Here is a 26,218-nt window from a genome sequence, read left to right on the forward strand (position 1 = left end):
TTATCTCCGGATGGGGCATATAGATATTGTCCCGGGTAATTCACAGATTCAAAGGAATAACATAGATTATTGCTCATTCCTTTTCTCACAGTAAATGTAGCATCTATACGATCTCTTGCATCACTCTTAGAGTCAATTTTGCCTGTCCGGCCTTGTCCATCTGTACCTCTAAGTACATGATCAGTAAACCCTGAGGTCGTTGCCTGAAGCGAGATTGGTTTGTCTAACGCCAAATTGGTTACGGGCTCTACATTCCATAATGGGGTAACAATCTTCCACAACATAGCTTTATCAGAAAAACCTCCAGCTGGTGATGCCCAAATTTTGTCATTTTCATGCCAGATAAATTTCGGTTTTTCATATATTCCTTTTTTATTTACACTTAAATTTGTAAACATAATCTCATCTTTAGAATTTTTAAAAGCATGAAATGTTGATGCTGCGGCATTAGGGTTATTACTCATTTGAACTTTGTTATCTTCTGCAACATATAAATAGTTCCCCGGTCTATTTATTGATTCAAATGCGTATCCATTATGGCTTGCACGAATAATAAATGTAGCATCAATACGATCTCTTGCATCACTTCCAGAATTAATTGAGCCAAACCAGGCTTTGCCATCCGTACCTCTAAGCACATAATCTTTCAATGAGGAATCCGCAGACTGTAAAGTTATGGCCTTATTTAGCTCCAAATTGGTTATAGGCTCTACATCCCATAACGGATCTATGATGTCCCACTGGGCATTCTTTGGGAAATTAGGTTCACCACTCGATGAATTCGCTGCCCGAAGCGCCCGTCCTTTATCTAAATATTGTGCTTTCATCAGATAAAGTCCGTCATTTTCAAGCATAATTCCCTTACCTTTATTTTTATCTTTAATCATACAGAATGTTGAAGCTTTGGCATCCGCTGTTCTTCCAAGCTTAACCTGCCTGTATTCATGCTTGCGATTCACATACAGCCATTGTCCCGGGTAATAAACGGCTTCCAGTGAATAACATGATTTATCAGAATTACCTTTCCGTAAAATAAAAGTTGCATCCATACGATCCTGCATCGAACCGGAGCTATTAATCTCATCCACCCAGCCTCTACCATCCTGTTGCCGGATCTTCCAACGTGGATTATCCGTCATTTGCAAGGTTACTACCTTATCGATAGGAAAAAGTCCGGTGGTGGTACAAACCTTCAGAGCTCCGGTTACCTGTATATCTCCGATATTCTGCCCCCCATCAGGGTCTGATATATAAACATCCTTCAAGACTCTTACCCCATTTCCCGAGGCCAGACATTTATTATGTGGAGCATCATCATTTACCTTTATTTTCGGCATAAACTTGATTAATTCCTCCTCCTTTTTATTTCCCGATCTGTCACCCAAGGCTCCTTTCCACTCAAATTTATGATTTTTATTATCGATCCCTACTTCCTCACAGGTAAGGACTTTACCAAGCTCTGAAACTACACAGTTCTCCAGGGCCTTAACGTTCCCAATCCCATTTACTGACATAGCAGTCACAGATCTTTGCTGTGGAAATGTTGTCTGCTCCGGAGCGGTGAACCTCACCATATTCCGTTGGGCAGTCAACTCATAACCTGTATTACCTACCACCCACGGCACTATTCCTTCACTACCGGGAGCAAGTTTTACAATCTCAGACCTGTCTACGGCACCAGGGAAGCCGGTAGTACATACTTTTAAAGCACCTGCTACCGATACATTTCCCAGCTTCTCTACTCCATTAGAGGTAGTCACCGAAGTATTAACCAATGTCTCTACACCCCGGCCTACTGTACATTTTCCTTGAGGAGCATCTTGATCTACCATAAGTGATACATCATACCAAAAAGCTTCTTTCTTTTTATTTTTCCCCTCTGAGTCTCCTTGCATTCCGTGCCAAATTAAATCTTTCTGGCCCGTATCATTGCATGTCAGCTTTTTGCCATTGTCAGAAACTACACAGTCTTTAAGTTCCTGAATATCACGTTTACTTCGACCTCCACCACCAGAGATACGGATTGAGACTGTACTTGGTTCCGTGAACTTGGTTCCTTCTGGAGCTGTGAATTCCACTTTTCCTGTATGATCAGCACTAATCTGCCCTCCCTGGTTAGCTATTCCCATCGTTACTGTAGTCTTCTGTCCGGGGGTCACATTTATCTCTTCTGACTGATCTTCTAGCATTAGGGTTCTTAAAATTCCCCCAATCTCCCATTGGCGGTTGATTTCCCATTTCTTACGTTCGGCAGCATCCGCCGGCTGAGGCTTAACAGATACTATATCACTATTATTTCCCTCACGTACTAAAAACCCTAGACTTTCTTTATTCACTAGCATGGATTCCAGTATGACTGAACCATCTCCACTTGTAGCTGCACAAAATCTAACGGCTCGGTCAGCACGCCGGTTGCCTATTGTTACATACTGCTCTCCAAGTTTGACCCTATTTCCGTCACTCACGTCTACAAATAAAAATCTTCCCGGATAATTCACCGATTCAAATGAATAACACGACCGTCCTGAAACTGATTCTGCTGAACGGGTTATAAAACCGGCATCCTGTTTAGCTGACATAGGGCTCTTTTCAGAGATAAGATCTACCCGGGCCAAGCTGTGTTGATGCCTTAAAAACTTATCCTGTCCCGGAACTTTCAATGAGGTCTCTTTCCCGGCTTCCAGCTTCCGGGGAGCTACGTGAACTTTTAGAACACCGGTTACGGGTACATTTCCAAGTAGATCCCACCCGCCCGTTCTGGCTATTTGGGTATTCGTTATCATTATATTACCCCGCCCTAAAAGGTCTTCTCCCGGCTGAGCCAGATCGTCTACCCGAATCTTTGGTTCATATCGTAAAAGATACTCTTCTTTATTTTTACCTTTATCATCCCCCTTAGGGCCATGCCATCCTCGCTCTTTTCCAACATTATCACACAGCAGTTTTTTTCCTCCTTCAGACACTACACATCCTGTTAATTTATTCCAATTTTCGTTAGTTATCCAGCTTTTACCACCGTCTTTTGAAATACCCTGGCTTACTTCAGCTTGTTCTACAAAGCGGGTTTTATCAGGTGCGGTAAATACTACCTTGTTATTGAAATCTCCTTTCACATGATATCCGGTATTAGCTACCAACCATGGAACAATCCCCTCTTGTCCGGGAGCAATATTTGCGTTTTTAAAACGATCAACCGCCCCCAGGAAACCTGTTGTATGCACTTTTAATGAACCTTTTATTTTAATATCTCCCAGCTGATCCCAACTGTGAGGTCTGGCATTCAAAGCATTTTTTATCTCCAGCTCACCATTTCCTTCATCCAAATATTTTCCCTGAGGAGTATTATCATCAATCCGGATTCTTGGCTGATACCGGAAAATATTTTCCTTTTTGTTTTCTCCTTTATCATTACCCTCGGGACCCCACCAACTGTGATTTTTCACCTCACTTATATCACAGCTCAGGCCTGTTCCTCTATCAATAACTTTACACCCGGTTAGGCCGCGCTCTTCTTTCCAATTTTGTCCCCCATCCTCTGTGTAAGAAAACGGCACGGTAGCCTGTGCTGGGAAGGTAGCCCCAACCGGAGCTTTAAATTTCATCTTTCCTGAATAATCTCCCCGTAGTTCGAATCCGGTATTGGCCACCATCCAAGGGACAGTGCCCTCACTACCCGGAGCTAATCTTACAGCCTCTGAGCGATCTTCTTCTACAAAGCCTGGCGTGCATACTTTTAAAGCTCCACCTACTGATATATCCCCTAGCTGATGCCATCCACCAGTCCAGGCCTGTTGGGCATCCCTTATCTTCATCTCACCTCTTCCCAATCCTAAACATTTCCCTTTTGGGACATTGGCATCTACCTTTACTCTTGGCTGATAGCGGACAAAATATTCTGTTTTACCTTCTGTTTTATCATTTCCCAAAGCGCCCCACCAGCCTCTGTCTCTCCCGGTATCATCACAAGTCAAATATTTTCCTTTTTCTGATAGCTTACAACCAGTTAATGTTTTGTAATAGTCATCACTCTTCCAGGTCTTGCCTCCATCTTTAGATACGGTGTGCTTCACTTCATTTTGTTCTATAAACCGGGTATTATCCGGGGCTGTAAACAATACCTGATTCTGAAAGCTTCCATTTATCTGATGGCCGGTATTTGCCACCGTCCAGGGAACAATTCCTTCATTACCCGGAGCTATCTTTACCGGTTCAATCTGATCTCTCAATCCTGTAAATTCCCATTGCAACGGTTGTGTAATATTCCAGGCAATATCCCGGTCATAATCTCCTGTTCCTTTTTCTGCCTCTCCTTTTACCGCTGCCCATACTTCTCCTCCCATCCGTCGTAGATTTCCATCTGTTACATTATAAGTTTCCAGACGGGTTCTGTTTGTACCTAATTTGAATGCACAAAACGTCATGTTCCGAATATCTCCTTTCTCACGTTCAGAAAAGCCTACCTTTCTTGCGCCTTTATCAAGCTCTGAATGATAAAGGTAATTCCCCGGATTACTTACGGATTCAAATGAATAACAACTAGTCTTTGCAAGTCCCTGCCGGATAAAAAATGCTGCCCTTTGCTTATCTGAAATGGATGAAGTCTCAGACAGTTTATCAATTCGTGCACCATTAGCCCCGTAGTGTAAATATTCATCCGGCTGACCCGAAGCACCATCAACCTTGAGCATAGCAATTGTTCCCAGATTAAAATCTACATCACTAGCATACCAGGGATCAGAAATTCCCCATTGATCATAAAAATATCGTCCGACAGAAGTACCACCACTGTTTTTATGAATGTGAAATTCTTGTCTAACTACATCATACATCATAAAGGAGCCAGGACTTGAAAAAGCTTCTAATCTTGTTATAGAACCATCTACTTTTGGACAAAAAGTTGATTGTTCCAGATAGGTGTTATTGTTTGGTTTATCATTAGCCAGAGTAATCCGAGTCCACCCCGGATTGTTAACACTTCCTCTCCGAATAAATTTTCCTCGTTCCAGCTCAGATTCAAAACGGAAGCATCCTGCTTTTTTTGGACTGGCATGAACCCGAAATGTTGTTGCTTTTGCCTTTTGTTTATCATAAGAGCCAACTGGTTCCATACTTAAAGATTCTGAGTTAACATGCATATATTTGTCAACAACCCAAATTTGACCAGGTGGTTTATTCATATAGGTTGATCTATCTATTTTTAGAGAAATTAATATATTATCACGTAGCTTCCTTTGTTCACTAAACTGAGCATTAAACAGCTGAGATCCTTTAAAAAAATGTGTTATGTTATTTTCATCTTCCAATGCTGCATCAAATCCGGTTGATAAATCAAGACCTCCATAAATTTTCCATCGATTCACAGCATCCCCCACTTTCGTATCGGAATCTTTAAAATTATAAATACCAAACCGGTCTAGTGATAAAAAAGTAGCTTTTTCCCCTGTTTCATAATCAAATGTCAAAGCATCTATTTTGTCTGTGAATCTTTCGTCAATAAAAGGAAATTTTTGTTTAATAGGTATAATGCTGTCTTTTTTTGTTTTAATATTATAAGTAGCCACCTGACTTCCTTTTATTAAGTATACCAGATCCTTTTGATTCCAACTCATAGATGCAGCATCTATTCTTTGTGAAAATGATGTCCCGGCTGTGAAAGGGAAAGTCTCCGAAATATATTTTATATTTTTTTTCCCTCCTTCTATTGTATTTTCTATCGCATCATACCATAAAAATTTAGGCCCGCTAAAAAAACCTATTCTTTTATACTTTTTTTTGTCGGAATCCCAAGAGTTCACATCATAAAATGCTGCATCAATATTAGCGGCAAATACCGTTCCTACTAATCCCGGATATTTATTAGTAAGCCTCATTATTTTTAAATCTTCCCATATCAATTCTTTTTCTTTTAGTTTTTGACTATTCTTAAAAGGTATCGTAGTTCTATTGTGAACAAATGAGTTTGCTTCATATTTTGTCATAATACGCAACACTTTCGCCGAGACAAATGTCCCCCAGTTCTTTTTTATTCTATAATAGAAATCATAACTTTCCATCCTCTCTCCAACCTGTGCTTTAGTTGCCCAAGGGATAGACATGTTTATCATTTTTGAATCTTCTCCCGTTACTTCTACATCTTTAGTAATTTCTGTAGTTTCACCTTCATTATCCAGAATGACTCTTCGGGCTACAATCTGAGTTCCTGGTAGGATATTTTTCACCTCAAAGTTTACCGTAAATCCAGCTTGGGCATTGCCCTTAAAATCTTTAAGAGAAACAGGATCCAAGATTGTTTGGTAATCCTCATCTGGGATCGGAAGTGTTTTTTCAATTTTTGTAAACCAAGGACCTGCAGAGTATGCTTCAATAACCTTATCAATAAGAAACCTTGCAAACGGATAAATAAGAAAAGTAGGAGAAACTGCGGCAAGCGGAGGATAAACTATTGATACCAATAAAACTGTTACCGCAAGTGAATTAACAATAATTGCCTCCGGATCTCCACTCTGGATGGCTGCTATCAACCCTGTAGCTTCTCCGAAATATGGCACTATTCCTAAAATTGTAGCATACTTATCCATTGTTGTGCTATCTTGAGCATTAAGGAGAACTTGTGTATTATATACCCAAGCTATGAAACCAGCTTTTTGCAACGGACTTTTAAATTCAATTGTAGTTGTTTGTTTCACCCGTTTAACTATAAAATTGTAAGCGGTTTCCAACTCAGCTTTGCTCAATAGCTTTTTCCCTCGTTTTGGAAATGATCTCATAAACTTATCATCTTTGGTGATAATATCTAATAACCTGGAAGCATTGGCTTTCAAAGCACCTAAATCTATTCCGTGACAAATCCCTGCCGGACACGAAATACTCTTTGCCATTTTCATGAAATCTGCCTCTAAAGCACCACGGCTTTTATGGGTATCCAATTTATTCTTATCAAAAATTTTCACCTGGTCATTCCATCCTGATTTTTTATCTAAATACGGTGAGTATGCATTCCACATCGGGCGGTAGAATTCTGTATTTTCTATGACAGTTAACGCTCGTTTATAAAGCGGTTCCGGTTTAACATTTCCATCCGGAGTCACCTCATAGGCTGCCTCCCAGAAAGTAGCTTTTTCAATATTCCCCCCGTCGATCTTACGAATTGCACCCCATTCCTTCCGCTGCGCTGCAACTTCCAGTTCGTTAGGAAGCCCACGTGCCCGAGCTGATTCTTCAAAAGAAACAAAATAATCGGTCGCATCAATTTCATATACCCAAGCTCCACAATAGTAGATTTTGGGAGAAGATGGATGTCCTGGAATAACCCATCCACTTTTTTTTGTCGGAGCTGTCACTTTATCTACCAACTGATCAAGTGACTCAGTAGTTACCACCCAACCTGAATTATTAGACTCTTCAGAGCCTAACAATACGTCAGTAAAAACAGAATAATCCGTTCCATTAGAAAGAATTCCGTGACGGAATATTTCATTGGTGCCCCGTGAATCCGATAAATAGACCTTTTTAGGGCGGCCGATGGCCCGCTGTTCCATAAAGTCAGGATGCGTAAGTGCAGAGCCATCATATATCGGAGCATTGGGATTTTTCTTGAGAAATTCCCTCACCTTCTTAATACGGTCCCTCGTCTCATCTGTGACCTTGCCATTTGGATCAGGCTTGCAAGGCCTTCTAGCTCTATTCGGAGGACCACATGGAGGAACTGGATGTGGAATATTTCCTAACTTCCGAACCAAAGCATCCGGATCTCTCAGATCACTATTAGTAATATTTATTCCCTCTGGCACTTGATAAAGGCTTGATGTTACAAATCCATCATTCATATTCCATGCTATTCTGGCAGCGTCATCAGGAATATAATAGTGCCGACGCGGCTTTAAGCCACGTTCTTCCACAAGTATATTCTCTTTAATACCACTAACCAAACGTCGTCCGGTTTCAACATCATTAATGGCATTTATTTTCCCCCGATCATTAGGATATCTATCTGTAATTTCCTTTTTTTTATTTATAAGCTCTACATTTGACTTAATCGCAGGCCAATCTTCCAGTCGATTTTTTGTGGAACTCATTTGCGCTCCAAGGATATGTGAGTCCAATTCCCCCGTTGTCATAATCTCTGACCCTTCAATAGGCATTACAACCTCATATATTCCTCCACGTATCTTTTGCAATTTCTGCTCTACAGGAACTGTCTCATCAAACTCTGCACCTCTTAGGTTATCTGATGCATGAATCATTTCATGAGCCAGCATCAACGACTCGTTCATAGCATACCTGGAACGATCCGGATTAAAGCCCACTAACACGTTTGGCGTGTCCGGCATAATAATCATTGACTGGACACCCAAGCCGTTTCTAGCATTTAATCCACCCGTAGCAATATCATACGGAATAGTTACTGAACTTATCCCATAATACGTTCCACGAGTAATCAGAATATTCACATCCGCATGTCCTGTTGGTCCTACATTGTTTGAAACCACATCTTCAAGAGGACGCATCAAATAAATTCCATGAATCTGATTTCGTCCAAAAAAATAAGAGGCATTTTCTGTTAGTCCATCTGTAATACGCCTTACAAAACGCTTTGCTTCTAAGTCACTATCTCTTTCCACCCGGACATGATCGTCATCAACATACCATTTGTCCAGTGCTACTACAATTGTTGATCTTTCCTCAATATTAGGAACCGAAATACGCACAGCCCTTATTGTCTGCCCCAAGTTCAACACTTCTCCTTTATCATTTCTAAGCTGAGGAACGTTGACATTAATAACCGGGAATCCGTCGACGCGTTCTTGTGCATTCAGTAATCTTGTGCAAAATAATAAGAGTAACAAGAAATGTCTTAATAAAGTGTTCTTTTTCATGGTTTTTATTTTATTGTGAATTTATGAAAAAAAATGCATAAAACTGATTTGTATTCAATAAATATTGATTATTGTTTATTTTTTAATATTTATAACGCGTAATAGTGAGAATAATAAATCTAAATAGTGTGAATTGATTTTTATTTTTCGTAAAAACAATGAAATTAAATCCAAAGTAAGTGAATTGATTTTGGCTTTTCGAAAAAGTAAAAAAATAAATATAGAATATTAATGGGTGAAATTAAAAATAGGAGACTATTCTCAATAATAAGTGATGACGTATTGGACATTAATTGATTATAAATTTTGGTACAAAGTAATAAGTTATGCTGTACGTAATAAATGAATTATGCAATGATATACTTGAGTATACAATTAGATTCAAGGGTGATTTTGTAGAAAATCTAAAACATACCACAGTAAAAGCTTTTTCTCAATAATTTATTGATCTTCGTGAAGTATGGGTCTGTAAGAAAGTCTCTAAAGCCATGTTTTCATCCAATACGAATTTCTTTTTCAGTCGGTATTTGGTCATTCTCACACTTTTAGGCTCTACGTTTAGAAGATTGGCGATCTGTTTGGTATCCATTCCCAGGTAAATATAAGCGCAGTATTTAAGATCCAGAGGGGTTAATTTTTGTTTGGTCTTTTCATTGATATTTTTGAAAAAGTCGGGATGTAATTCCTGAATGGTAAATCTGATCTTTTCAAAATCATTATCCACACGGTTTTGCTCTTTGACAACGTGGCTGATATTAATATCCTTATCCGAAAGCTGGGTCTGAAGCTGCTGAAGAACCTCATTTTTATGCTGAATATGAAGCTGACCGGCCAGTACTTCACTCTGAAGTTTTTGTTGCTGCAATGTGAGCAATTCCTGTTCTGCCTTCAATCTGGCTTGCTCTTCTTTTTGAAGTTTTACCAGCATTTCAGCTTCATGTTTTTCTGTATTTAGCTTTTTCTCTTGTGCTATAGAATAGCGTAACTTATAATGATAAGAACGGAACATGAAAAATGCTCCGATTAATCCAATGATTCCTAATCCGATATAGAGAAATTTTTCTTTCTTTAGGCTTGCTGTTTTTTCTGTGAGGGATTTTAGTTCCGACTCTTTTTTCTGAGACTGAAACTGAGCTTCAAGCCTTTTGGCTGTTTCTGCCTGCCCTTCGTTATAAAGAAGACTGTTGTATTCTGTTACCTTCGCCTGATATTCGTATGCTTTTTGATAGTTTTTCCGTTTTTCATACAATTTAGCCAGATCACTTACTACATTGATCATGACATGATAGTATACAGGGTGCTGAGTAAGTAAAATCTGTTCAGCTTTTAAAAGATATCTTTCTGACAAGGAATCATTCTGATCACGGGTAGCAAGGTTACTAAGAATTCCTAAAGCTCCGGCTTGAATCCCTTGGTTTAAGGTAGTATGCTGAGTGAGTGTCAGTATTTCATTAGTATTATCCTGAATTTCCTTACGAATTTCCGGGGTGATCACCGGATAACTCAAATTGTAATTGGCTAGATTTAATAAAGCCATAGCATGAACATGGGCTGAAACCTGTCCCGGAAACTGATGATAAAGAGCAACGGCTTTTTTACACATTGCTGTAACAAGCTTTAGATCCTTTATGTCTCCGGTTTTCTCATAAGGAAAATAATAACAGACCGCCATGGCAGAATAAGCTGAGCTGAGCATATTTTTATTTCCTGACTTTTGGGCTAGTTCCACTGCTTTTTGAGCATATAATGTGGCATTTTTAGCATCATTCCATTCGGAATGAATGCCATAGAGGAGGTAATTGAGTTTTGCATTCAGTAAAACTTCTGAAGGAAGCTTTTCAACTTGTGGAAGTATTTTCTGAATAAGTTTCATGGTGATTTCTGCTTCTCCCAGGGAATTGTTATAGTAAATATTTAGATAATCAGCGTATAATAAAGCCGTTTTATCATTCGCTTTTTGAGCAGTGGCGTTAGCAGCATCAATAAGCTTGGGAACCTTATCATATTGTGATTGATTAAGCTTAATAATTCCACTTTGAACCAATGCTTTTACTTCCTCTGTATAATTATGTTCCCTTTTGGCCAGACCTATTTGCTCTTGAATATATTTTTCAGCAGCAGAATACTGATCACTGACTCTGTAATATTCTGAAAGTTCATTATAAACTTTAAATTTTTCTTCAGCAGATCCGTTGCCCTTCAATTGATTTTTAAGACCATCAATAAATGCATTTTGGGCCGGGCAAAGAATACCGATGAAAAATAGAAAGAATAAAAAAGTGAACTGCAATTTCATAAGGTGAAAATACAAAAATTGCAGATACCTATCGACGATTATCATAAAAAAACACACCACGACATTGTATTTAATCACTTGTTAATTAATTGTTTAGAATGTTTTGTAGACAATTTGTAGACACTTTTATTTTGAGCTGAGGTTGTTTTGTAGTAACATGAAAAATTGGAATTATAACTTTCTGTTGCAATTTTGATTCAGAGAAAAAATCAAAAAATATTAATTATAAAAAAAATTATCATGGACAACAAAACATTATCTATCGTATCATATATTACGATTTTCGGATGGTTGATCGCTTTTATATCAGGAAAGGAAAAGGCAGATAATCTTTTAAAGTATCATCTTAAACAGTCTTTAGGAGTAGCAATTCTTTCTTTTATTTTACCCACTATTCTTGGGATTCTTATTTCAGTTACTCACATTGGTATTTTAGGAATATTTGTTGTGCTGCCATTGGTATTGATGATTATTGGAGCGATTAATGCAGCCAATGAGGTGGAAAAACCTTTGCCACTGATCGGGAAAATAGCAGACGACCAATTTTCTTTTCTAGGATAGAAATTTCAGATACTTACAGGTATGGAAGATTTTAAACATTTAAAAAAAGAAGGAACAGGCTATCAGGTAAAACAGTACTTATCTTTACAACATATAGTGATGGTTGCGTGGTTGCTAATTTCAATCATCGTGATTATTAATACCAGTTATCTTAAAACAGGAATTATTATGCTGATATTTTCAGTATTGCTAACGATTGTTTCCTTTATGCCTCCCAATGTTTGTTTTGATCCGATGTCAAAGAGTCTTATCATTGCTCATACAGGATTAAATCGTCGGAAATTTACTTATGATCTCAGTGATTTTGAAGGGTTTGAGCTACAGACGATTCGGATGGGTTTTATTCCCTTAGGATATTATCTGTATGGTAACTTTAAAAATATTTCACATTTTAAGCGCCCGGTAATTTCACAATCTTTCAGTAAGAAAGCGATGCAGGAAATTGTGAATGAATGGGAAGACCTTAATGGACGGTACAAAATAACACCTATTTAACTTTTAATATTAGATTATGAAAAGATCATTAATCATTGCAGGAATACTCGTCATAGGACTTTCGATGACATCCTGTGATAAATTTGAGAAAATTAAAGAAAAACTTTCACAAACCGGAAATAATAATCAGGTCAATCCTTTTAGTGTTAATTCTGGGGATGAAAACAGAGATATTGTTTCTTTTAATAACAAGGTGGTGAAAATGGATGATGCCCAGGCAGATTTTATTAAAAATTTTAAGGAATCATTGAGCCAAATGGAGGAATATGTGAAAAGTGTAACGGCGAATCCACAGTATATTGGTATGTCTCCGATATTTACCCCTACAATAATGATGTGGATCAACCAGGATATTAAGGCACCAAGTGTATTGGGGAAAGAATATCAGGTTCTTGTAGATAAAATGAAGGATACGGCTACTCAGCTAGAAGTATTGAAAAAAGAACTGGAAGCTTATAAAAATGCTGAAGACTGGAAGGATGATAAAGGAAAAAAAATTAGCGAGATCAGTGAAAAGGGCAATAAACTGATTCAAGAGAATCGTAATGCAGCCAATGAACTGTTTACTAAACTTTCTCCAAAGGCTGATAAAGCGGAAATAGCAGTTCTTAAAGACCATCCATTGAAAGATCAAATCATCCATTCAAAAGAAACAATGGAGCTTACCCAAAAGATTATCGATGATTCTTATGCTATTAAGGATATCAATGTTTATAAACAGAAGTTTGCCCAGCAATATCAACAAATGGAAACCCTATATAAACGAAATGTTGATGAAAAGATTCCATCATCTGAAAAACAGAAAGAGGGAAGCTATATCGCTTTTAATAATTCGGTGAATGATTTTCTTGGAAAAATGCGAATCGTTCAAAGAAGTTTGAATGAAAACAATACCGAACTGAACCGGGATCTTGATAATCTTGAAAGTGAGGCTGGTACTGTATTGAGCCGCTACAACAATTTTGTAGATTAAGTATTGGTAACAATTAAAAAGAAATCGTATGAAAAAGATATTAGGAATTATCATGATTATTATAGGCTTTTGTTTGGCCGTTGTGGTAAAAATAGGCCCATCTAAAGAAACTTCCTGGCTATTCAGTTATGGAGAATTAATTCCATTACTTATTGCAGGAGTAATTCTAATCCCGGGATGGATCATGTATAACAAAAATAGATAACCTTGAAGGATATAAGAAGACTAGCTATAATCATGAAACTGGCTGGACTTTTAATAAATAGAGTCATGTCATTTCAAAGGATAAAGGTAATTTTACCGCCCCTTTTAAAAGAAGAAAGATAGCGTAGATTTTAGGGTGTTGAAATAATAGATAGAAGAAGCTGCAAAAAAGCTTTTTTAAATAGCATAGAGAAAGATATTTTCTTGATTTTTACTGGTTCAGATGATGAATTTGAGAAGCAGGATCTGAAAAACATAATTATCAGGCTCAATGATAATGAGTATAGAAGTGAATATCTGGAGTGGATGGAAAGCTGAGGCAATTAAAGGATGAAGAATAAAAAAACACATTTCATTATATATTATGAAGCAGGATAAAATAATTGTCTCAGACACATCTTATAAGAGTAATGATCCACAATGGTTGACAAGTCATCCTGATTTGCTGGTATTACCTATCGATGAAATGTTTTCGGAATTTTTAAAAAAACAGTCGGAAGGAAAATTGACAGATCATCATCTTTTAAACAGAATCAGCCATGGAAGATCTTAAAAAGCTTAATCTTGAATTTAAAAAATACCTGGAAGAAACCAGTATACAGCTCACAGAAGACCTGGTTCATCTGTTGAATGGAGAAAATATCGTCTATCTCGACCATAGCGGGAAAACTGATATCAAGGCATTTTATTTTGAGTATGAATATGAATATCTTGATATTGTATGCTGGGGAGTAGACCAGAAAGGAAAAATAATGACGAATACCATTTTTTTGCCTACCCAAAAGCTCAGTAGTGCTGATGAAAATGGAGATTGGGACGCGCTTATTCCTGAAAAAATATGGAAGGCTGCCTCCGATTTTCAGGATCATTATGAAGAAGACGATTTTGATGATATCCTGGATGAGTATGATGATGAAAAGTATAAGTTGTTTGAACAATGGTTTTTTGACTGTTGGAAAAAAGCTTCAGCATCCTCAAACGTTAAAATCGATGCTTACTTTTCTATTCATGATACATATTTCAGAACAGATTTAAATACCCTGAAAACGATTAATGAAGATGAAATTGCTCAACGTTATGAATAATAAATAAACGCCTTAATACCTCAATCAAAATATATATAAAACAATTTACTATGAACTCTTATCAATTTTACAAGCAGGAAGGAAATCAATACATTTTTAAAAATCAACCGGTTTTCGTCACTGTATTATGTCTTATTTTTTTAATAATAGCTGGGGTAATCTTTAACAATGCAAGAACTGTAAGTCTTATTATCATTGCTGTTGTTGCCCTTATCGTTATCAATTTTTTTACCAAGAAGTTGATCATCGATATGGATCGAAAAACGATTACCGGTAAGCATACTATTTTTGTTGCAGCCCGAACTTATAATTTAAAAGATTTTACCAATTTTTACGTATTATCTACAAAATATATGGGCTTTATTACAACCAATGTAGTGCTGTCTATTTACTTTGAAGTAGATGGAAAAGAAAAATATCTGACCATCGGCCAGGCACTCACTCAAAAAGGGATACAAAAGATGGTAAATGAAACAGAAGACATTATGAAAATTAATGATCAAAACAATGAACATAACAGATCGTTATAAATTTGAAGAGAACGGAAGCGAAATAAGCATTATGCCCAATTATAATTCCCTTCGTACTTTGGTCTGGTGGCTGGTATTGGGAATTGTTGCTGTTCCTGTCATCATATATTACTTGATGGATAAGATGTCCGGAGATAGTTTTAAAATCACCTTTGGAATCTGGGTTCTTTATATAGGATACTTCCTGTTTGATCTGTTTTTCAGAATTCCTGTAAAATATATTTTTGATAAATCAGAGAAGTGTATTTATAGGAAACTAATGCTCTCTAAAAAGCTGATGACCTTTGATGAAATGACTTATTTTATCCATAATGAAAGTGGAGGGTATTACTATTCTATCGGAAAGAAACGCAACCAGTTTGTGAAGAACTACAGAATCAGCAATTATTTTTCAGGGTCTAAGGCTTCCCATAAAAGAGAGGATGATTATATAAAAGAAATATTATGCCCCATCCTGATTGCCGTAGGAATTCCTTTTAATGAAATAGAATAATAAAAACAAACGATAAGTAGGGTAGAAGCTACAACCATGACAACTATGTGTATAACCATTCTTCTCCAATAGAGGAGTGTCAGAATTCAAAGAATTTTCGACGGCTGGTTCACATTCAATAAAACTCCAACATTGAATCACTATTCAATAAAAGACTGCGGGCTGTTTCTTAGAAACAGCCCGCAGTTATTATAATAATGCTAATGGTTAGTTAGCTAAAATTCTCTTTACAGCTTCTTTCACTGCTTCAGCATCAATCTTATACTTCTTCATCAATTCAGCTGGTGTTGCAGATTCTCCGAAAGTATCATTTACTGCTACGAATTCCTGTCTTGTAGGTCTTTTTCTTGCAAGCATTCCCGCAACAGATTCACCTAAACCACCAAGATAGTTGTGCTCTTCAGCGGTTACAATCTTACCTGTTTTTTCAACAGATTTTAAGATGATCTCTTCATCAAGAGGCTTAATAGTGTGGATGTTGATCACTTCACAAGAAATACCTTCTTTTTCAAGTTCATCAGCAGCTACAAGAGATTCCCATACAAGGTGTCCTGTTGCAACAATCGTTACATCTGTACCTTCTTGAAGCATAATTCCTTTTCCGATTTCGAAAGGCATATCTTCAGGGATAAATACAGGAACAGTTGGTCTACCGAATCTTAAATATACAGGCCCTTCATGGTCAGCAATAGCAAGAGTAGCCGCTTTGGTCTGATTGTAGTCACAAGGGTTGATTACGGTCATTCCAGGAAGCATTTTCATCATTCCGATATCTTCCAATACCTGGTGAGTAGCTCCATCTTCTCCTAAGGTAAGACCTGCGTGAGATGCACAGATTTTTACATTCTTTCCAGAGTAAGCAATAGACTGACGAATCTGGTCATATACTCTTGAAGTAGAGAAGTTAGCAAAAGTTCCGGTAAAAGGAATTTTCCCCGTAATGCTAAGACCTGCAGCAAGTCCCATCATGTTAGCTTCTGCAATACCTACCTGAATAAATCTTTCAGGAGCTTTTTCAATGAATTTTTCCATTTTCAAAGATCCGATAAGGTCTGCGCAAAGTGCTACTACATTAGGGTTTTTGTCAGCAAGTTCAGCTAGTCCGGCTCCGAATCCTGAACGTGTGTCCTTTTTTTCTGTATATGTATATTTCATTTTTATTTTTATTAATCGAGAGTTTAACAGATGGTTAGATATTAGTAGTCAGCAGGAGCTTCTAAATACAATTGTTTGAATGCAGTTTCCAATTGCTCATCATTAGGAGCTTTACCATGCCAAGCGTGAGATCCCATCATGAAATCTACTCCAGCACCCATTTCTGTGTGAAGCATGATCGCTACAGGTTTTCCTTTTCCTGTTTCAGCTTTTGCTCTTTCAAGAATACCGATTACAGCTTCAAGATCGTTACCATTCTTTTCTTCCAAAACAATCCATCCGAAAGCTTCAAGTTTAGCATGAAGATTTCCAAGGCTTAATACATCATCTGTATCACCGTCAATCTGACGACCGTTGTAGTCGATTGTAGAAATAATGTTATCAACTTTTTTAGCAGCAGCAAACATCAGTGCTTCCCAGATCTGACCTTCCTGAAGCTCACCATCTCCGTGAAGCGTGTAAACTAAAGATTGATCTCCGTCCATTTTTTTACCTAAAGCAGCTCCCAATGCTACAGAAAGCCCTTGTCCTAAAGAACCTGAAGCAATTCTGATTCCTGGAAGACCTTCGTGAGTAGTAGGGTGTCCCTGTAATCTTGAATCAAGCTTTCTGAAAGTACTCAATTCTTCTACCGGGAAGAAGTTGAATCTTGCCAAAGTAGAGTAGTATACAGGAGAAATGTGTCCGTTTGATAGATAAAAATGATCCTCATTTTTGCCTTCCATCGTAAAAGGAAGATGATAGTTCATTACTTTTCCATAAAGTGCTGTAAAGTACTCTGTACAGCCTAAGCTTCCTCCCGGGTGTCCTGAATTTACAGCGTGAACCATTCTTAAAATGTCTCTTCTGATCTGTGTAGTAAGAGATTTTAACTCTTCGATACTTTTACTCATTATATCTGATTTATTTGCACGCGAATTTACAATTTTTTACCGGCTTATGGAAATGCAAAAATCCGGACATGAAAATCCGGATTTTGTTTGATTTGAATATTTTCCAGCTTTTAACAGCCTTCATTGATGTAAACTGTAATTTCAGTCACAATATTATTAATAAATTTAAATGTTAACTGTGTTCCGGCGTCATAGTCCTCAATATTAAAGTATCCCGCATCTTTAACGCGTTTACCATTGTCATCAACCTCCGGACGAACACTAAATATAGGATAATTTCTATAAGCATTAATCAATTCATCTCTGGTACTTCCAACACCCATTCCGCTTTTGGTTTTGAATTTTTTACTGGTAGTGGTCATTCCGGCAATGGTAACCGCATCGGGTTTTGCCTCACCGCCATACCCCTGAAAAACCTCGATATTAATCAGCTCTCCATTATATTTTACCCCATTCTTCTGCTGTCCATCAGAAATTTTGAGCTTAGTTCCTGCAATTTTTTCTGCTTCACTTTTTTCCATGAAGATCTTGTAAGGCCCAATCCTTAAAGTAGATACTTCAAAATTCTCTTGCGCTGCTACAGATCCGAAGGTTAATACAAAAATGAAAAGTGAAATAATTTTTTTCATAGTTTTTAATACTGTTTTTTTATTTTAATTTTTGCCTTCAAAGATATTGAAATAGATCCCTCTATAAGGAAGAATTACCAAATATTTAAAGACTTTCTGATAAAATAGGTAGATTTTTTAATGTTTAGGAGTAAAATACAATAATTGTTTTATTGATATTTTTTATGATCTTTTATTTTTTTTAAATATTTAATTTTCAAATAATTACAATTTGTATTATTTTGTAAATCAATAGAGAATATTTGTTTTTTTGTATAGGTTTATTGTGTTAGATTTATAATTATTTTTGGCTAAATAATTTATTTTTCATCCTTTTGATTATTTATTTGAAAATTAAACCATATAAACAATGAAAATTAAACAATTACTTTATTTAGGGATATTTGTTATATCCATTTCTTTAGGGAAAGCGCAGGATTTTTTTACAAGAGTTAATGAAAGGTCTGTCGGAGCTAAACAGGAAGATAGATTGATACAACCTGAAAAATTTTTCACCTACAAATTGGATGTAGCTGGAATGAAAAGCTATTTTCAATCAGTTCCGGAGTTGAGGGATACTGATTTTAAAGATAAAGCTCCTATTATTATTTTGCCTATGCCTGATGGAACAAAAGCAAAATTCAAAATCTGGAAATCTGCAGTAATGGCTCCAGAGTTAGCTAATAAATTCCCCCAGTTGGTTACTTTTACAGGGCAAGGAGTTGATGATCAATATGCCACTTTAAAATTAGATTTTACAGAATTAGGATTCCATGCTCAGATAAAATCTGTGGTGACAGGGGATACTTATATTGACCCTTATGCAAAAAATAATATAGATCATTATATTATTTACAAAAAAGAGGATTTAATTAACAAGAACCCCATGATTTGCGGAACCAAAGATGAAAAATTTGAAGTAGAAAAAAAAAATTCCCAAAAAAGCGTTACTCCAAGCGTAGGAAATCAAATTAGAATTTTCCGTTTTGCAGTAGCCTGTACAGGTGAATATGCAAAAGCGGCAACAGGGCAATCTTCTCCCACTGTGGCTCAAACACTTTCTGCTATTGTAACAACTGTAAACAGGGTAAATGGTGTTTATGAGCAAGAGGTAGCAGTGAGATTGGTATTAGTGCCAAATGAAACCAGCCTTATTTTTACCGATCCTAATACCGATCCTTTCAATGGTAATAACAATTCAGATGTATTAATTGAGGAAAGCCAGACTCAGATTAATAACATAATTGGAATTAATAGTTATGATATAGGACATACTTTTAGTACAGGCGGCGGTGGATTAGCATATTATGGTATATGTGATCCTGATTATAAAGGAAAGGGAATCACAGGTAGAGGGAACCCGGTGGGTGATCCGTATGATATTGATTATGTTGCTCATGAAGTAGGACATCAATTTTGGGGGCCACATACTTTTAATGCAGTAACCGGAAGTTGTGGAGGTGGTAACCGGGAAGCGAGTGATGCTGTAGAACCTGGAAGTGGAATTACGATTATGGCTTATGCAGGAATTTGCGGAACTTTAAATAATTTAGCAAATAACAGTATTCCTATTTTTCATACCAGATCATTTCAATCTATTACCACAGCAGTGGCCTCAAAAACTTGCCAGGTGACAAACCCTGTTAGTAACACTGCTCCTACGGTGAATGCAGGAAGTAATTATACAATACCGAAAGGAACACCATTTAAGCTTACGGGTTCTGCAACAGATGCTGAAAACAATGCACTTACTTATTGCTGGGAACAAAATGATAACGGGCCTGAAGGAAACTGGAATACTCCAACTGGAAATGCCGCTATATTCAGGTCATTTGTACCGGAAACGGTTTCTTATAGATACTTTCCAAAACTGACAAGTCTTATTAATAATACAACATCAAAAGGAGAAATTCTGCCATCTTATGCAAGAACAATGGAATTCAGACTTACAGTAAGAGATAATAATGCAGGTTGTGGAGGAGTTGCCAACGATGATGCAATCATTACGGTAGATGGAAACTCTGGTCCATTTAAAGTAACTGCACCTAATACTGCGGTAACATGGGCTGCTAATTCTACACAGACTATAACTTGGGATGTAGCCAATACCACCGCTGCCCCTGTAAATTGTTCTAATGTAAGTATTTTACTTTCAACGGACGGAGGTCTTACTTATCCAACTATTCTGGCTGCTTCCACTCCAAATGACGGATCCGAAGCTATCACTATTCCTGATGTAAATACAACAACGTCCAGAATTATGGTAGCAGGAGCAGGAAACGTATTTTTTAATATTAACCCTGTCAACTTTACAATCAGTAAAAATGTATTGGCTGTAAATGAAGTAACCGGAAAAGATGTATTTGTAATATATCCTAACCCAGGTAAAGGAATTCTTAATATTAAATTTCCAAATACAAATGAAGTTTATGATGTTACCATCTATGATGTAAGTGGAAAGCTTGTATTCAGTAAATTGAATAACACACCTGATCAAAATAATCTAGGCACTTTTAATGTGGCTCAGCTTATAAAAGGAGATTATTTGATTAAAGTTAAAACAAAAACTTTTGACAGAACCATAAAATGGATTAAAGAATAAAGAATAAGCAATTCACAAAAAAGGCTGTTTTCAACGAAAGAAAACAGCCTTTTTATTTTTATAAAGATCCAAAAGTTGGATACTGAAGTTTTTTAACCCCTAAACAACTCTTAAATGCTGTTTATCCTTCACCAGCCATAGTCCAATGAAGGTCAATAATCCATTTAGAACAATCAGCTCTACACCAATTCTGTAATCTGTGTAAGAAGTCACTGCAAAATTGATTATATAAGTGATAATAGGAGCTAAAATAGTCACCATAAGAATAGAGTACTTTTTGGAAATCTTGAACTTCGTAAAGATTCCGAAAGCAAAAAGTCCTAATAACGGGCCATAAGTATATCCGGCAATTTCCATAATCAGGTACACGATAGATTTGTCATTCAGAGCTTTGAAGACCATAATTAAGATGAAGAACATAACCGTAAATGTTAAATGGACTTTCATACGAAGTCTTTTCTTTTCTTTCTCAGTTTTGGTTTTATCCTCATTAAGGTTTAATAAATCTACACAATACGAACTCGTTACAGCCGTTAAAGCTCCATCAGCAGAAGGGAACAATGCTGAGATTAATCCGATAATGAATATAACGGAAATCATCATTGGGAAATGTCCATTAAGTGATAGTGCAGGGAAAAGGTCATCCCCCATAATATTCTTGATATTTCCTGTTGCATCTTTGAAACCGAAAATATTGGTAATAGGATCTGTGCCTGTTGTTCCATATTCAGCCCCATGTTGCAAGGCGAAAAGATAAAGCAGCCCTCCTAAAAATAAGAAGGCAAGATTAACCAGCAGAAGTGTTCCTGCAAAAGTTAGCATGTTTTTCTTTGAATTTTTAAGATTATCTACAGATATATTTTTCTGCATCATTTCCTGATCCAGCCCTGTCATAGCAATGGTAATGAAGATTCCTCCCAGTATGGTTTTAAGGAAAAATGTCTTGGAATTAGGATCAGAATTGATAAAGTGAGTATAATTCTTTTGTTCCAGAATAGTATAGGCTTCACCAAAAGATAAGTTCAGATTAGATAAAATATAAACAATGCAAGCCACCAAACTGATAATCATAAAAGAGGTTTGCAAAGTATCTGTGATGACAATAGTTTTTACACCCCCTTCAAAAGTATAGAGAAGAACCATTAGTAAAAGAACCATTGAAGTTACCCAGAACGGTACTCCTAATCCTTCAAGAAGGAAGATTTGCAATACATTCACAACCAGGTATAATCTTGCTGTAGCTCCAATCGCTCTTGAAATAATAAAGAAAATAGATCCGATCTTATGAGCCTCCACATTGAATCTTTTTCCCAGATAGGTATAAATGGAAGTCAGGTTCATCTTGTAATACAGAGGCAGCAGGATAGCGGCTACAATAAAATATCCAATGAAGAAACCGATCACCATCATATAATATTCAAAACCTCCGTAGATGTATTCGGAACCTGTCATTTTTCCCACAGTCCCGGGAACTGAAATAAAAGTAACTCCACTTAAACTGGTACCTATCATCCCAAATGCCACAAGCCACCATTTACTTTTTTTATTACCGATAAAGAAAGACTGGTTGTCAGAATTTCGGCTGGTAAAATATGAAATTACCAAAAGACCAATAAAGTAGATAAAGACAAACAGCAAAAGGATAGTTCCTGAATTCATGCTTAGATTTTAAATTTTAGCAAATATATAAAAAAGAACCATCGTGAATCGTGTATTTCGTTCAGTCGCAATTTTTATGTAATTACTCTTTGGAAGTAACTTAAGATCGGGATAAAACTTATGTTTTTCAGAAAGGCTTGAAGCGGGGAGCGGGAAGCTGGAGGTTATGAAGCTCATAAAAGCAATTATTCTTTATATTTTCAGTGATAATGAATAGCAGTTTGCTTCATCAAATCGGTTGAAAATCGATTCCGCCTTTGCTTACTTAAAATCTGCCGTAATTTAAATAAAATCCTTGCGAACCTAGCGTTAAAATGAAAAGAATAGGCCATAAAAAAACCTTCCAGATTTACTCTGAAAGGTTTATATTGTAAGGGTGGAAACAGTGATTAATTCACTAAAACATCCTGCAACTCCGCACTCTTCTGGAAACTAGCTTTCGCAAAAGGGCAAAGCGGAATGATTTTCTTTCCGTTTTTTCTTGCAAAATCTACAGCAGCCAAAAGCATTTCCTTACCTACGCCTTTTCCGTTGTAAGCTTCTTCCACCTCCGTGTGGTCAATAATAAATCTTTCTTCTCCTGCCCAGGTGTACGTCATCATTCCTGCGCGTCTTCCATCTATGAAAGCTTCAAAACTTCCGTGTTTTTCGTCGTTGTTTTGTTTTACTTCGATCATGTTTTATGAGAATTTAGTTAGTATTTCGATATCATTGGTTAATATTTTATGTACCGGGCACGCATCAGCAATGGTATGAAGTCTTTTCATCTGTTCATCATCCAAAACCCCTTCAAAAGTAATATCTCTTTTGAAGATGGCTCTTTTGGTCAACGGATAATTTTCAAGTTCCACTTCTACATTGATATTTTCCACATCCCATTCTTTTCTTTCAATATACATTCTTAAAGTAGCTGCTGTACAGCTTGCTAAAGAAGTTGCCAGAATTTCCATAGGATTGAAACCTTTATTTTGCCCGCCTTTATCTAAAGGTTCGTCGGTAATAATTGTGTTTTCACCTGCTGTTACCTCTGTATAATATTTTGTTTTTCCTAAACTTGCTTTTACCGTTACTGCCATTATTTTTCAGTGTTGAATTTATAACTTAATGCTCCTGATGGGCATTGATCGATCTGTCTTTTTAGTTCCTCAGGAGTTGCATTGGTCGCTTTTATCCAAGGTCTTTCTTTCGGATTATATACCTGAGGAAGTAGTTTTACACATACAGCCGAGTGGATACACTTTTGAGGCTGCCAGATAACAGTAATGTCGCCGTTGGGATATTCGTGTGTTTCCATATTAATTGTCTTTTAATGTTTTTTCGATTCTTCTGTCGGGAATCAGCCATATAAGAGCCACAATGTAATAAAAACCTATGGCAATATAAGGATAAAAAAATGAAGTAGCGATTCCCAGAATATAAAATATAATGGATATATTCTCTTTATACTTTGAATGAATAGCTTCTTTTAGCTTAGAGCTTTCCCCTTCATATTTGATGATAAGATTCTCCAGAATAGTATAGGCTATTGCACACATGATCAGCCCGATTCCATAAGTAGCTACAGGATTTTTTGCAAAGCCTGTGGTGCCAATCCATTCCGTAGCAATAGGCATCATGGAAAGCCAGAACAAAAGGTGAAGATTCGCCCAAAGAATAGTGCCATTCACTTTTCTTACTGTCTGAAACAAGTGATGGTGGTTGTTCCAATAAATTCCTACATAGATGAAACTGAAAATATAAGCTAAAAATTTAGGAAGAAGAGGCTTGAGACTTGCCCAGCTGCTCCCTTCAGGTACTTTAAGCTCAAGAACCATAATCGTGATAATGATGGCTAGAACTCCATCACTGAAAGCTTCCAGTCTTCCCTTAGTCATGAGTTGTAACGATGTTTTTAAAGTTTTCAATCTTTGTTTTCAACTCGCTTAGCAGGTCAGGATTAATGACTCCGCTTTCAAGATCAAAATTCTCATAGAACTTCGGCAATGAAAAAGTATCCTTGATATCAGCAGCAAATTGTGGGAAAAATGTCTTGGCTGTATTCATCACATTTCCGCCACCATATCCTCCGGGAGAAGTACTCATCAAAAGCATAGGTTTATTCTGAAAAACCTTTACATTAATCCTTGATGCCCAATCAAAAACATTTTTAAAAGCAGCACTATAAGATCGGTTATGCTCTGCAAGAGAACAAATAATGAAATCACATTCCCCAATGACCTTTAAAAACTGATGTGCCTCATCCGGAAATCCTTTCTTTTCAAGATCCACGGAAAAAACAGGCATGGTGAAATCATTAAGGTCAATGAGATTGATCTCTTCGTGCTGGAAATCTTTTAGAACAAACTTTACCAGCTCCCTATTGATGGAAGTAGAAGAACTACTTCCTGCAAATGCTAATATTTTCATGGTTTTTTATCGGTGGGGATTATTTTCTGTTTAAAATGGCTTTGGGAAGAGGAACATATTCTTGCTCATCACCCGGAACCAATGGAAATGCCTCATGATTCTGATCATTCCAGTTTACTTTTGCCTGATCGATGATCTCTTTATCAGAATTTACAAAGTTCCAGAAGATAAAGCGCTCCTCATCGAAAGGCTCACCTCCGAAAAGATATACTGTGCCGTTTTCACTCATATCAAACTCACAAAGTTTAGTGTCTTTTGCGATCATCAACTGTTTTGATCCATACGAATTCCCTTCTGTACTTACTGTGCCGTCCAGAACATACATGGCTACTTCACCATAAAGATCCTTTCCGATGCTTATTTTCTTAGCCTCTTTGGTTTTGATTTCGATGAAGAACAACTTACTGTGTACCGGAACTGGAGATTTTTTTCCAAATGCTTCTCCGGCAATTAATTTATACTGAATCCCATCATCTTCCCAAACTGGGATGTCATTTTCTTCAATATGATGGAAGGTTGGCTCGGATTGTTCAAGATGCTTAGGAAGACCCACCCAGATCTGAAATCCATGAAGTTTTTTATCACTGTGTCTTAAATACTCAGGAGTTCTTTCAGAATGTACCACTCCTTTTCCGGCAGTCATCCAGTTAACAGCACCAGGTTTGATCTCAAGGGCACTCCCAATACTGTCTCTGTGGAAAATAGAACCTTCAAGAAGGTAAGTTAAGGTAGACAATCCGATATGCGGATGCGGTGGAACATCGAGATTTTGATAATCCTTTAATTCCGAAGGCCCCATATGGTCGATAAAAACAAAAGGCCCCACAGCTCTTTTTTCACGGAAAGGAAGAAGTCTTCCTACCAGAAAATTTCCGATATCTGCTGCTTTTTCTTCGATGATAAGTCCAATATTTGACATAATGATGTAATGCTTTTTAGAATGTTAATTAATGATTGTTACAGTTTATCGTATCCGTCAAATTTTTCATCTACGATACGTTTCCACTCAGGATGTTTTTTTATAAAGGCAAAAACATAAGGACAGAAAGGAAGAAGTTTTTTACCACTTTCTTCGATATAATTCAAAGTCTTTTCTACTACTGCCGCTGCTGCACCAGTTCCTGCAAGCTCAGGTTCTGCTTCAGTATGGATCAAAGCAATCTGATGAGAGGTTTCACGATAATCAATGAAAGCATAATGTCCATTGAGTTCTATCTCGAATCTTTTTTCAGCTTTTACAAGAGGGATGTTTTCAAATTCCGGTTTCATAATTTTCTGTATTAAAAGTTGATAGGTGAAGTTGTAAGAGATTGACATCTTTTGTTTGTATGCGAAAGATCTTGTTAAGAAAACAAACCTTATAGGTTTCAAAAACCTATAAG

The 26,218-nt window shown here is 36.9% G+C and carries 22 protein-coding genes; 9 read left to right on the top strand and 13 right to left on the bottom strand.

The window, feature by feature from the left end; genetic code table 11:
* Both GTR01_RS18380 and GTR01_RS18385 read right to left on the bottom strand, forming a co-directional pair.
* A partial coding sequence (locus GTR01_RS18380; RefSeq protein ID WP_160139222.1) for an AbfB domain-containing protein occupies window positions 1–8,876 on the bottom strand: 8,876 nt, incomplete at its 3' end.
* Window positions 8,877–9,309: 433 nt separating this feature from the next.
* On the bottom strand, window positions 9,310–11,172 hold the full coding sequence (locus GTR01_RS18385) for a helix-turn-helix transcriptional regulator (protein ID WP_160139223.1): 1,863 nt from the start codon (window positions 11,170–11,172) through the stop codon (window positions 9,310–9,312).
* A gap of 240 nt (window positions 11,173–11,412) precedes the next feature.
* Between GTR01_RS18385 and GTR01_RS18390 the strand changes: the two genes are divergently transcribed.
* The 8 genes from GTR01_RS18390 (at window position 11,413) to GTR01_RS18425 (ending at window position 15,513) form a co-directional block, all read left to right on the top strand.
* Window positions 11,413–11,733 (top strand): DUF4870 domain-containing protein, encoded by a 321-nt coding sequence (locus tag GTR01_RS18390; RefSeq protein ID WP_160139224.1) that lies wholly within the window; start codon window positions 11,413–11,415, stop codon window positions 11,731–11,733.
* A gap of 21 nt (window positions 11,734–11,754) precedes the next feature.
* Window positions 11,755–12,228 carry a hypothetical protein gene (locus GTR01_RS18395; protein ID WP_160139225.1) on the top strand — a complete coding sequence of 158 codons (474 nt, stop codon included), beginning with the start codon at window positions 11,755–11,757 and terminating at the stop codon, window positions 12,226–12,228.
* 16 nt (window positions 12,229–12,244) lie between these two features.
* Window positions 12,245–13,201 carry a DUF3829 domain-containing protein gene (locus GTR01_RS18400; protein ID WP_160139226.1) on the top strand — a complete coding sequence of 319 codons (957 nt, stop codon included), beginning with the start codon at window positions 12,245–12,247 and terminating at the stop codon, window positions 13,199–13,201.
* Window positions 13,202–13,229: 28 nt separating this feature from the next.
* On the top strand, window positions 13,230–13,406 hold the full coding sequence (locus GTR01_RS18405) for a hypothetical protein (RefSeq protein WP_160139227.1): 177 nt from the start codon (window positions 13,230–13,232) through the stop codon (window positions 13,404–13,406).
* 363 nt (window positions 13,407–13,769) lie between these two features.
* On the top strand, window positions 13,770–13,958 hold the full coding sequence (locus GTR01_RS18410) for a hypothetical protein (RefSeq protein WP_160139228.1): 189 nt from the start codon (window positions 13,770–13,772) through the stop codon (window positions 13,956–13,958).
* The gene (locus tag GTR01_RS18415; RefSeq protein WP_160139229.1) at window positions 13,945–14,490 is read left to right on the top strand and encodes a hypothetical protein; all 546 of its coding nucleotides are present in this window, start codon (window positions 13,945–13,947) and stop codon (window positions 14,488–14,490) included. The genes GTR01_RS18410 and GTR01_RS18415 overlap by 14 nt, the downstream gene beginning before the upstream one ends.
* Window positions 14,491–14,540: 50 nt before the next feature.
* The gene (locus GTR01_RS18420) at window positions 14,541–15,020 is read left to right on the top strand and encodes a hypothetical protein (RefSeq protein WP_160139230.1); all 480 of its coding nucleotides are present in this window, start codon (window positions 14,541–14,543) and stop codon (window positions 15,018–15,020) included.
* Window positions 14,998–15,513, top strand: a complete 516-nt coding sequence (locus GTR01_RS18425; protein ID WP_228452283.1) for a hypothetical protein — start codon at window positions 14,998–15,000, stop codon at window positions 15,511–15,513. Before GTR01_RS18420 ends, GTR01_RS18425 begins: the two co-directional genes overlap by 23 nt.
* A gap of 207 nt (window positions 15,514–15,720) precedes the next feature.
* On the opposite strand, the gene GTR01_RS18430 is transcribed toward GTR01_RS18425, so the two are convergent.
* From GTR01_RS18430 to GTR01_RS18440, 3 genes are all read right to left on the bottom strand, one after another.
* Window positions 15,721–16,668 carry a transketolase family protein gene (locus GTR01_RS18430; RefSeq protein ID WP_160139231.1) on the bottom strand — a complete coding sequence of 316 codons (948 nt, stop codon included), beginning with the start codon at window positions 16,666–16,668 and terminating at the stop codon, window positions 15,721–15,723.
* 41 nt (window positions 16,669–16,709) lie between these two features.
* Window positions 16,710–17,564: a transketolase gene (locus GTR01_RS18435; RefSeq protein ID WP_262885759.1), complete on the bottom strand. Its 855-nt coding sequence runs from the start codon at window positions 17,562–17,564 to the stop codon at window positions 16,710–16,712.
* Window positions 17,565–17,671: 107 nt separating this feature from the next.
* The gene (locus GTR01_RS18440; RefSeq protein ID WP_160139233.1) at window positions 17,672–18,190 is read right to left on the bottom strand and encodes a hypothetical protein; all 519 of its coding nucleotides are present in this window, start codon (window positions 18,188–18,190) and stop codon (window positions 17,672–17,674) included.
* A 349-nt stretch (window positions 18,191–18,539) separates the two neighbouring features.
* On the opposite strand from GTR01_RS18440, the gene GTR01_RS18445 reads away from it, so the two are divergent.
* Complete coding sequence (locus GTR01_RS18445) at window positions 18,540–20,771, top strand: reprolysin-like metallopeptidase (RefSeq protein WP_160139234.1); 2,232 nt, start codon at window positions 18,540–18,542, stop codon at window positions 20,769–20,771.
* Window positions 20,772–20,870: 99 nt separating this feature from the next.
* Here the strand turns inward: GTR01_RS18445 and GTR01_RS18450 are convergent, their stop codons facing one another.
* From GTR01_RS18450 to GTR01_RS18485, 8 genes are all read right to left on the bottom strand, one after another.
* Complete coding sequence (locus GTR01_RS18450) at window positions 20,871–22,430, bottom strand: sodium:solute symporter (RefSeq protein ID WP_160139235.1); 1,560 nt, start codon at window positions 22,428–22,430, stop codon at window positions 20,871–20,873.
* A 389-nt stretch (window positions 22,431–22,819) separates the two neighbouring features.
* Window positions 22,820–23,107 (bottom strand): GNAT family N-acetyltransferase, encoded by a 288-nt coding sequence (locus tag GTR01_RS18455; protein ID WP_185155147.1) that lies wholly within the window; start codon window positions 23,105–23,107, stop codon window positions 22,820–22,822.
* Between the two features lie 3 nt (window positions 23,108–23,110).
* Window positions 23,111–23,506, bottom strand: a complete 396-nt coding sequence (locus GTR01_RS18460; protein WP_160139236.1) for an OsmC family protein — start codon at window positions 23,504–23,506, stop codon at window positions 23,111–23,113.
* Window positions 23,506–23,724 carry a (4Fe-4S)-binding protein gene (locus tag GTR01_RS18465; protein ID WP_123859226.1) on the bottom strand — a complete coding sequence of 73 codons (219 nt, stop codon included), beginning with the start codon at window positions 23,722–23,724 and terminating at the stop codon, window positions 23,506–23,508. The genes GTR01_RS18460 and GTR01_RS18465 overlap by 1 nt, the downstream gene beginning before the upstream one ends.
* Window position 23,725: 1 nt before the next feature.
* Window positions 23,726–24,304 (bottom strand): TMEM175 family protein, encoded by a 579-nt coding sequence (locus GTR01_RS18470; protein ID WP_160139237.1) that lies wholly within the window; start codon window positions 24,302–24,304, stop codon window positions 23,726–23,728.
* Window positions 24,297–24,836, bottom strand: coding sequence for an NADPH-dependent FMN reductase (locus tag GTR01_RS18475; protein WP_160139238.1), 540 nt, complete (start codon window positions 24,834–24,836; stop codon window positions 24,297–24,299). The genes GTR01_RS18470 and GTR01_RS18475 overlap by 8 nt, the downstream gene beginning before the upstream one ends.
* Before the next feature lie 19 nt (window positions 24,837–24,855).
* Window positions 24,856–25,755 carry a pirin family protein gene (locus tag GTR01_RS18480; RefSeq protein ID WP_160139239.1) on the bottom strand — a complete coding sequence of 300 codons (900 nt, stop codon included), beginning with the start codon at window positions 25,753–25,755 and terminating at the stop codon, window positions 24,856–24,858.
* 38 nt (window positions 25,756–25,793) lie between these two features.
* Entirely contained in the window at window positions 25,794–26,105 is a 312-nt protein-coding gene (locus GTR01_RS18485; RefSeq protein WP_160139240.1) for a GNAT family N-acetyltransferase, read from the bottom strand.
* Window positions 26,106–26,218: the final 113 nt, after the last annotated feature.

The sequence above is a fragment of the Chryseobacterium sp. c4a genome (assembly GCF_009900745.1).
Classification (GTDB): Bacteria; Bacteroidota; Bacteroidia; order Flavobacteriales; family Weeksellaceae; genus Chryseobacterium.

Coding starts and splice junctions, on each gene's coding strand:
- GTR01_RS18390 (WP_160139224.1), top strand. CDS start 11,413: ATGGACAACAAAACATTATCTATCGTATCATATATTACGATTTTCGGA.
- GTR01_RS18385 (WP_160139223.1), bottom strand. CDS start 11,172: ATGAAATTGCAGTTCACTTTTTTATTCTTTCTATTTTTCATCGGTATT.
- GTR01_RS18460 (WP_160139236.1), bottom strand. CDS start 23,506: ATGGCAGTAACGGTAAAAGCAAGTTTAGGAAAAACAAAATATTATACA.
- GTR01_RS18420 (WP_160139230.1), top strand. CDS start 14,541: ATGAACTCTTATCAATTTTACAAGCAGGAAGGAAATCAATACATTTTT.
- GTR01_RS18410 (WP_160139228.1), top strand. CDS start 13,770: ATGAAGCAGGATAAAATAATTGTCTCAGACACATCTTATAAGAGTAAT.
- GTR01_RS18415 (WP_160139229.1), top strand. CDS start 13,945: ATGGAAGATCTTAAAAAGCTTAATCTTGAATTTAAAAAATACCTGGAA.
- GTR01_RS18440 (WP_160139233.1), bottom strand. CDS start 18,190: ATGAAAAAAATTATTTCACTTTTCATTTTTGTATTAACCTTCGGATCT.
- GTR01_RS18445 (WP_160139234.1), top strand. CDS start 18,540: ATGAAAATTAAACAATTACTTTATTTAGGGATATTTGTTATATCCATT.
- GTR01_RS18480 (WP_160139239.1), bottom strand. CDS start 25,755: ATGTCAAATATTGGACTTATCATCGAAGAAAAAGCAGCAGATATCGGA.
- GTR01_RS18455 (WP_185155147.1), bottom strand. CDS start 23,107: ATGATCGAAGTAAAACAAAACAACGACGAAAAACACGGAAGTTTTGAA.
- GTR01_RS18465 (WP_123859226.1), bottom strand. CDS start 23,724: ATGGAAACACACGAATATCCCAACGGCGACATTACTGTTATCTGGCAG.
- GTR01_RS18485 (WP_160139240.1), bottom strand. CDS start 26,105: ATGAAACCGGAATTTGAAAACATCCCTCTTGTAAAAGCTGAAAAAAGA.
- GTR01_RS18425 (WP_228452283.1), top strand. CDS start 14,998: ATGAACATAACAGATCGTTATAAATTTGAAGAGAACGGAAGCGAAATA.
- GTR01_RS18475 (WP_160139238.1), bottom strand. CDS start 24,836: ATGAAAATATTAGCATTTGCAGGAAGTAGTTCTTCTACTTCCATCAAT.
- GTR01_RS18430 (WP_160139231.1), bottom strand. CDS start 16,668: ATGAAATATACATATACAGAAAAAAAGGACACACGTTCAGGATTCGGA.
- GTR01_RS18395 (WP_160139225.1), top strand. CDS start 11,755: ATGGAAGATTTTAAACATTTAAAAAAAGAAGGAACAGGCTATCAGGTA.
- GTR01_RS18450 (WP_160139235.1), bottom strand. CDS start 22,430: ATGAATTCAGGAACTATCCTTTTGCTGTTTGTCTTTATCTACTTTATT.
- GTR01_RS18470 (WP_160139237.1), bottom strand. CDS start 24,304: ATGACTAAGGGAAGACTGGAAGCTTTCAGTGATGGAGTTCTAGCCATC.
- GTR01_RS18405 (WP_160139227.1), top strand. CDS start 13,230: ATGAAAAAGATATTAGGAATTATCATGATTATTATAGGCTTTTGTTTG.
- GTR01_RS18400 (WP_160139226.1), top strand. CDS start 12,245: ATGAAAAGATCATTAATCATTGCAGGAATACTCGTCATAGGACTTTCG.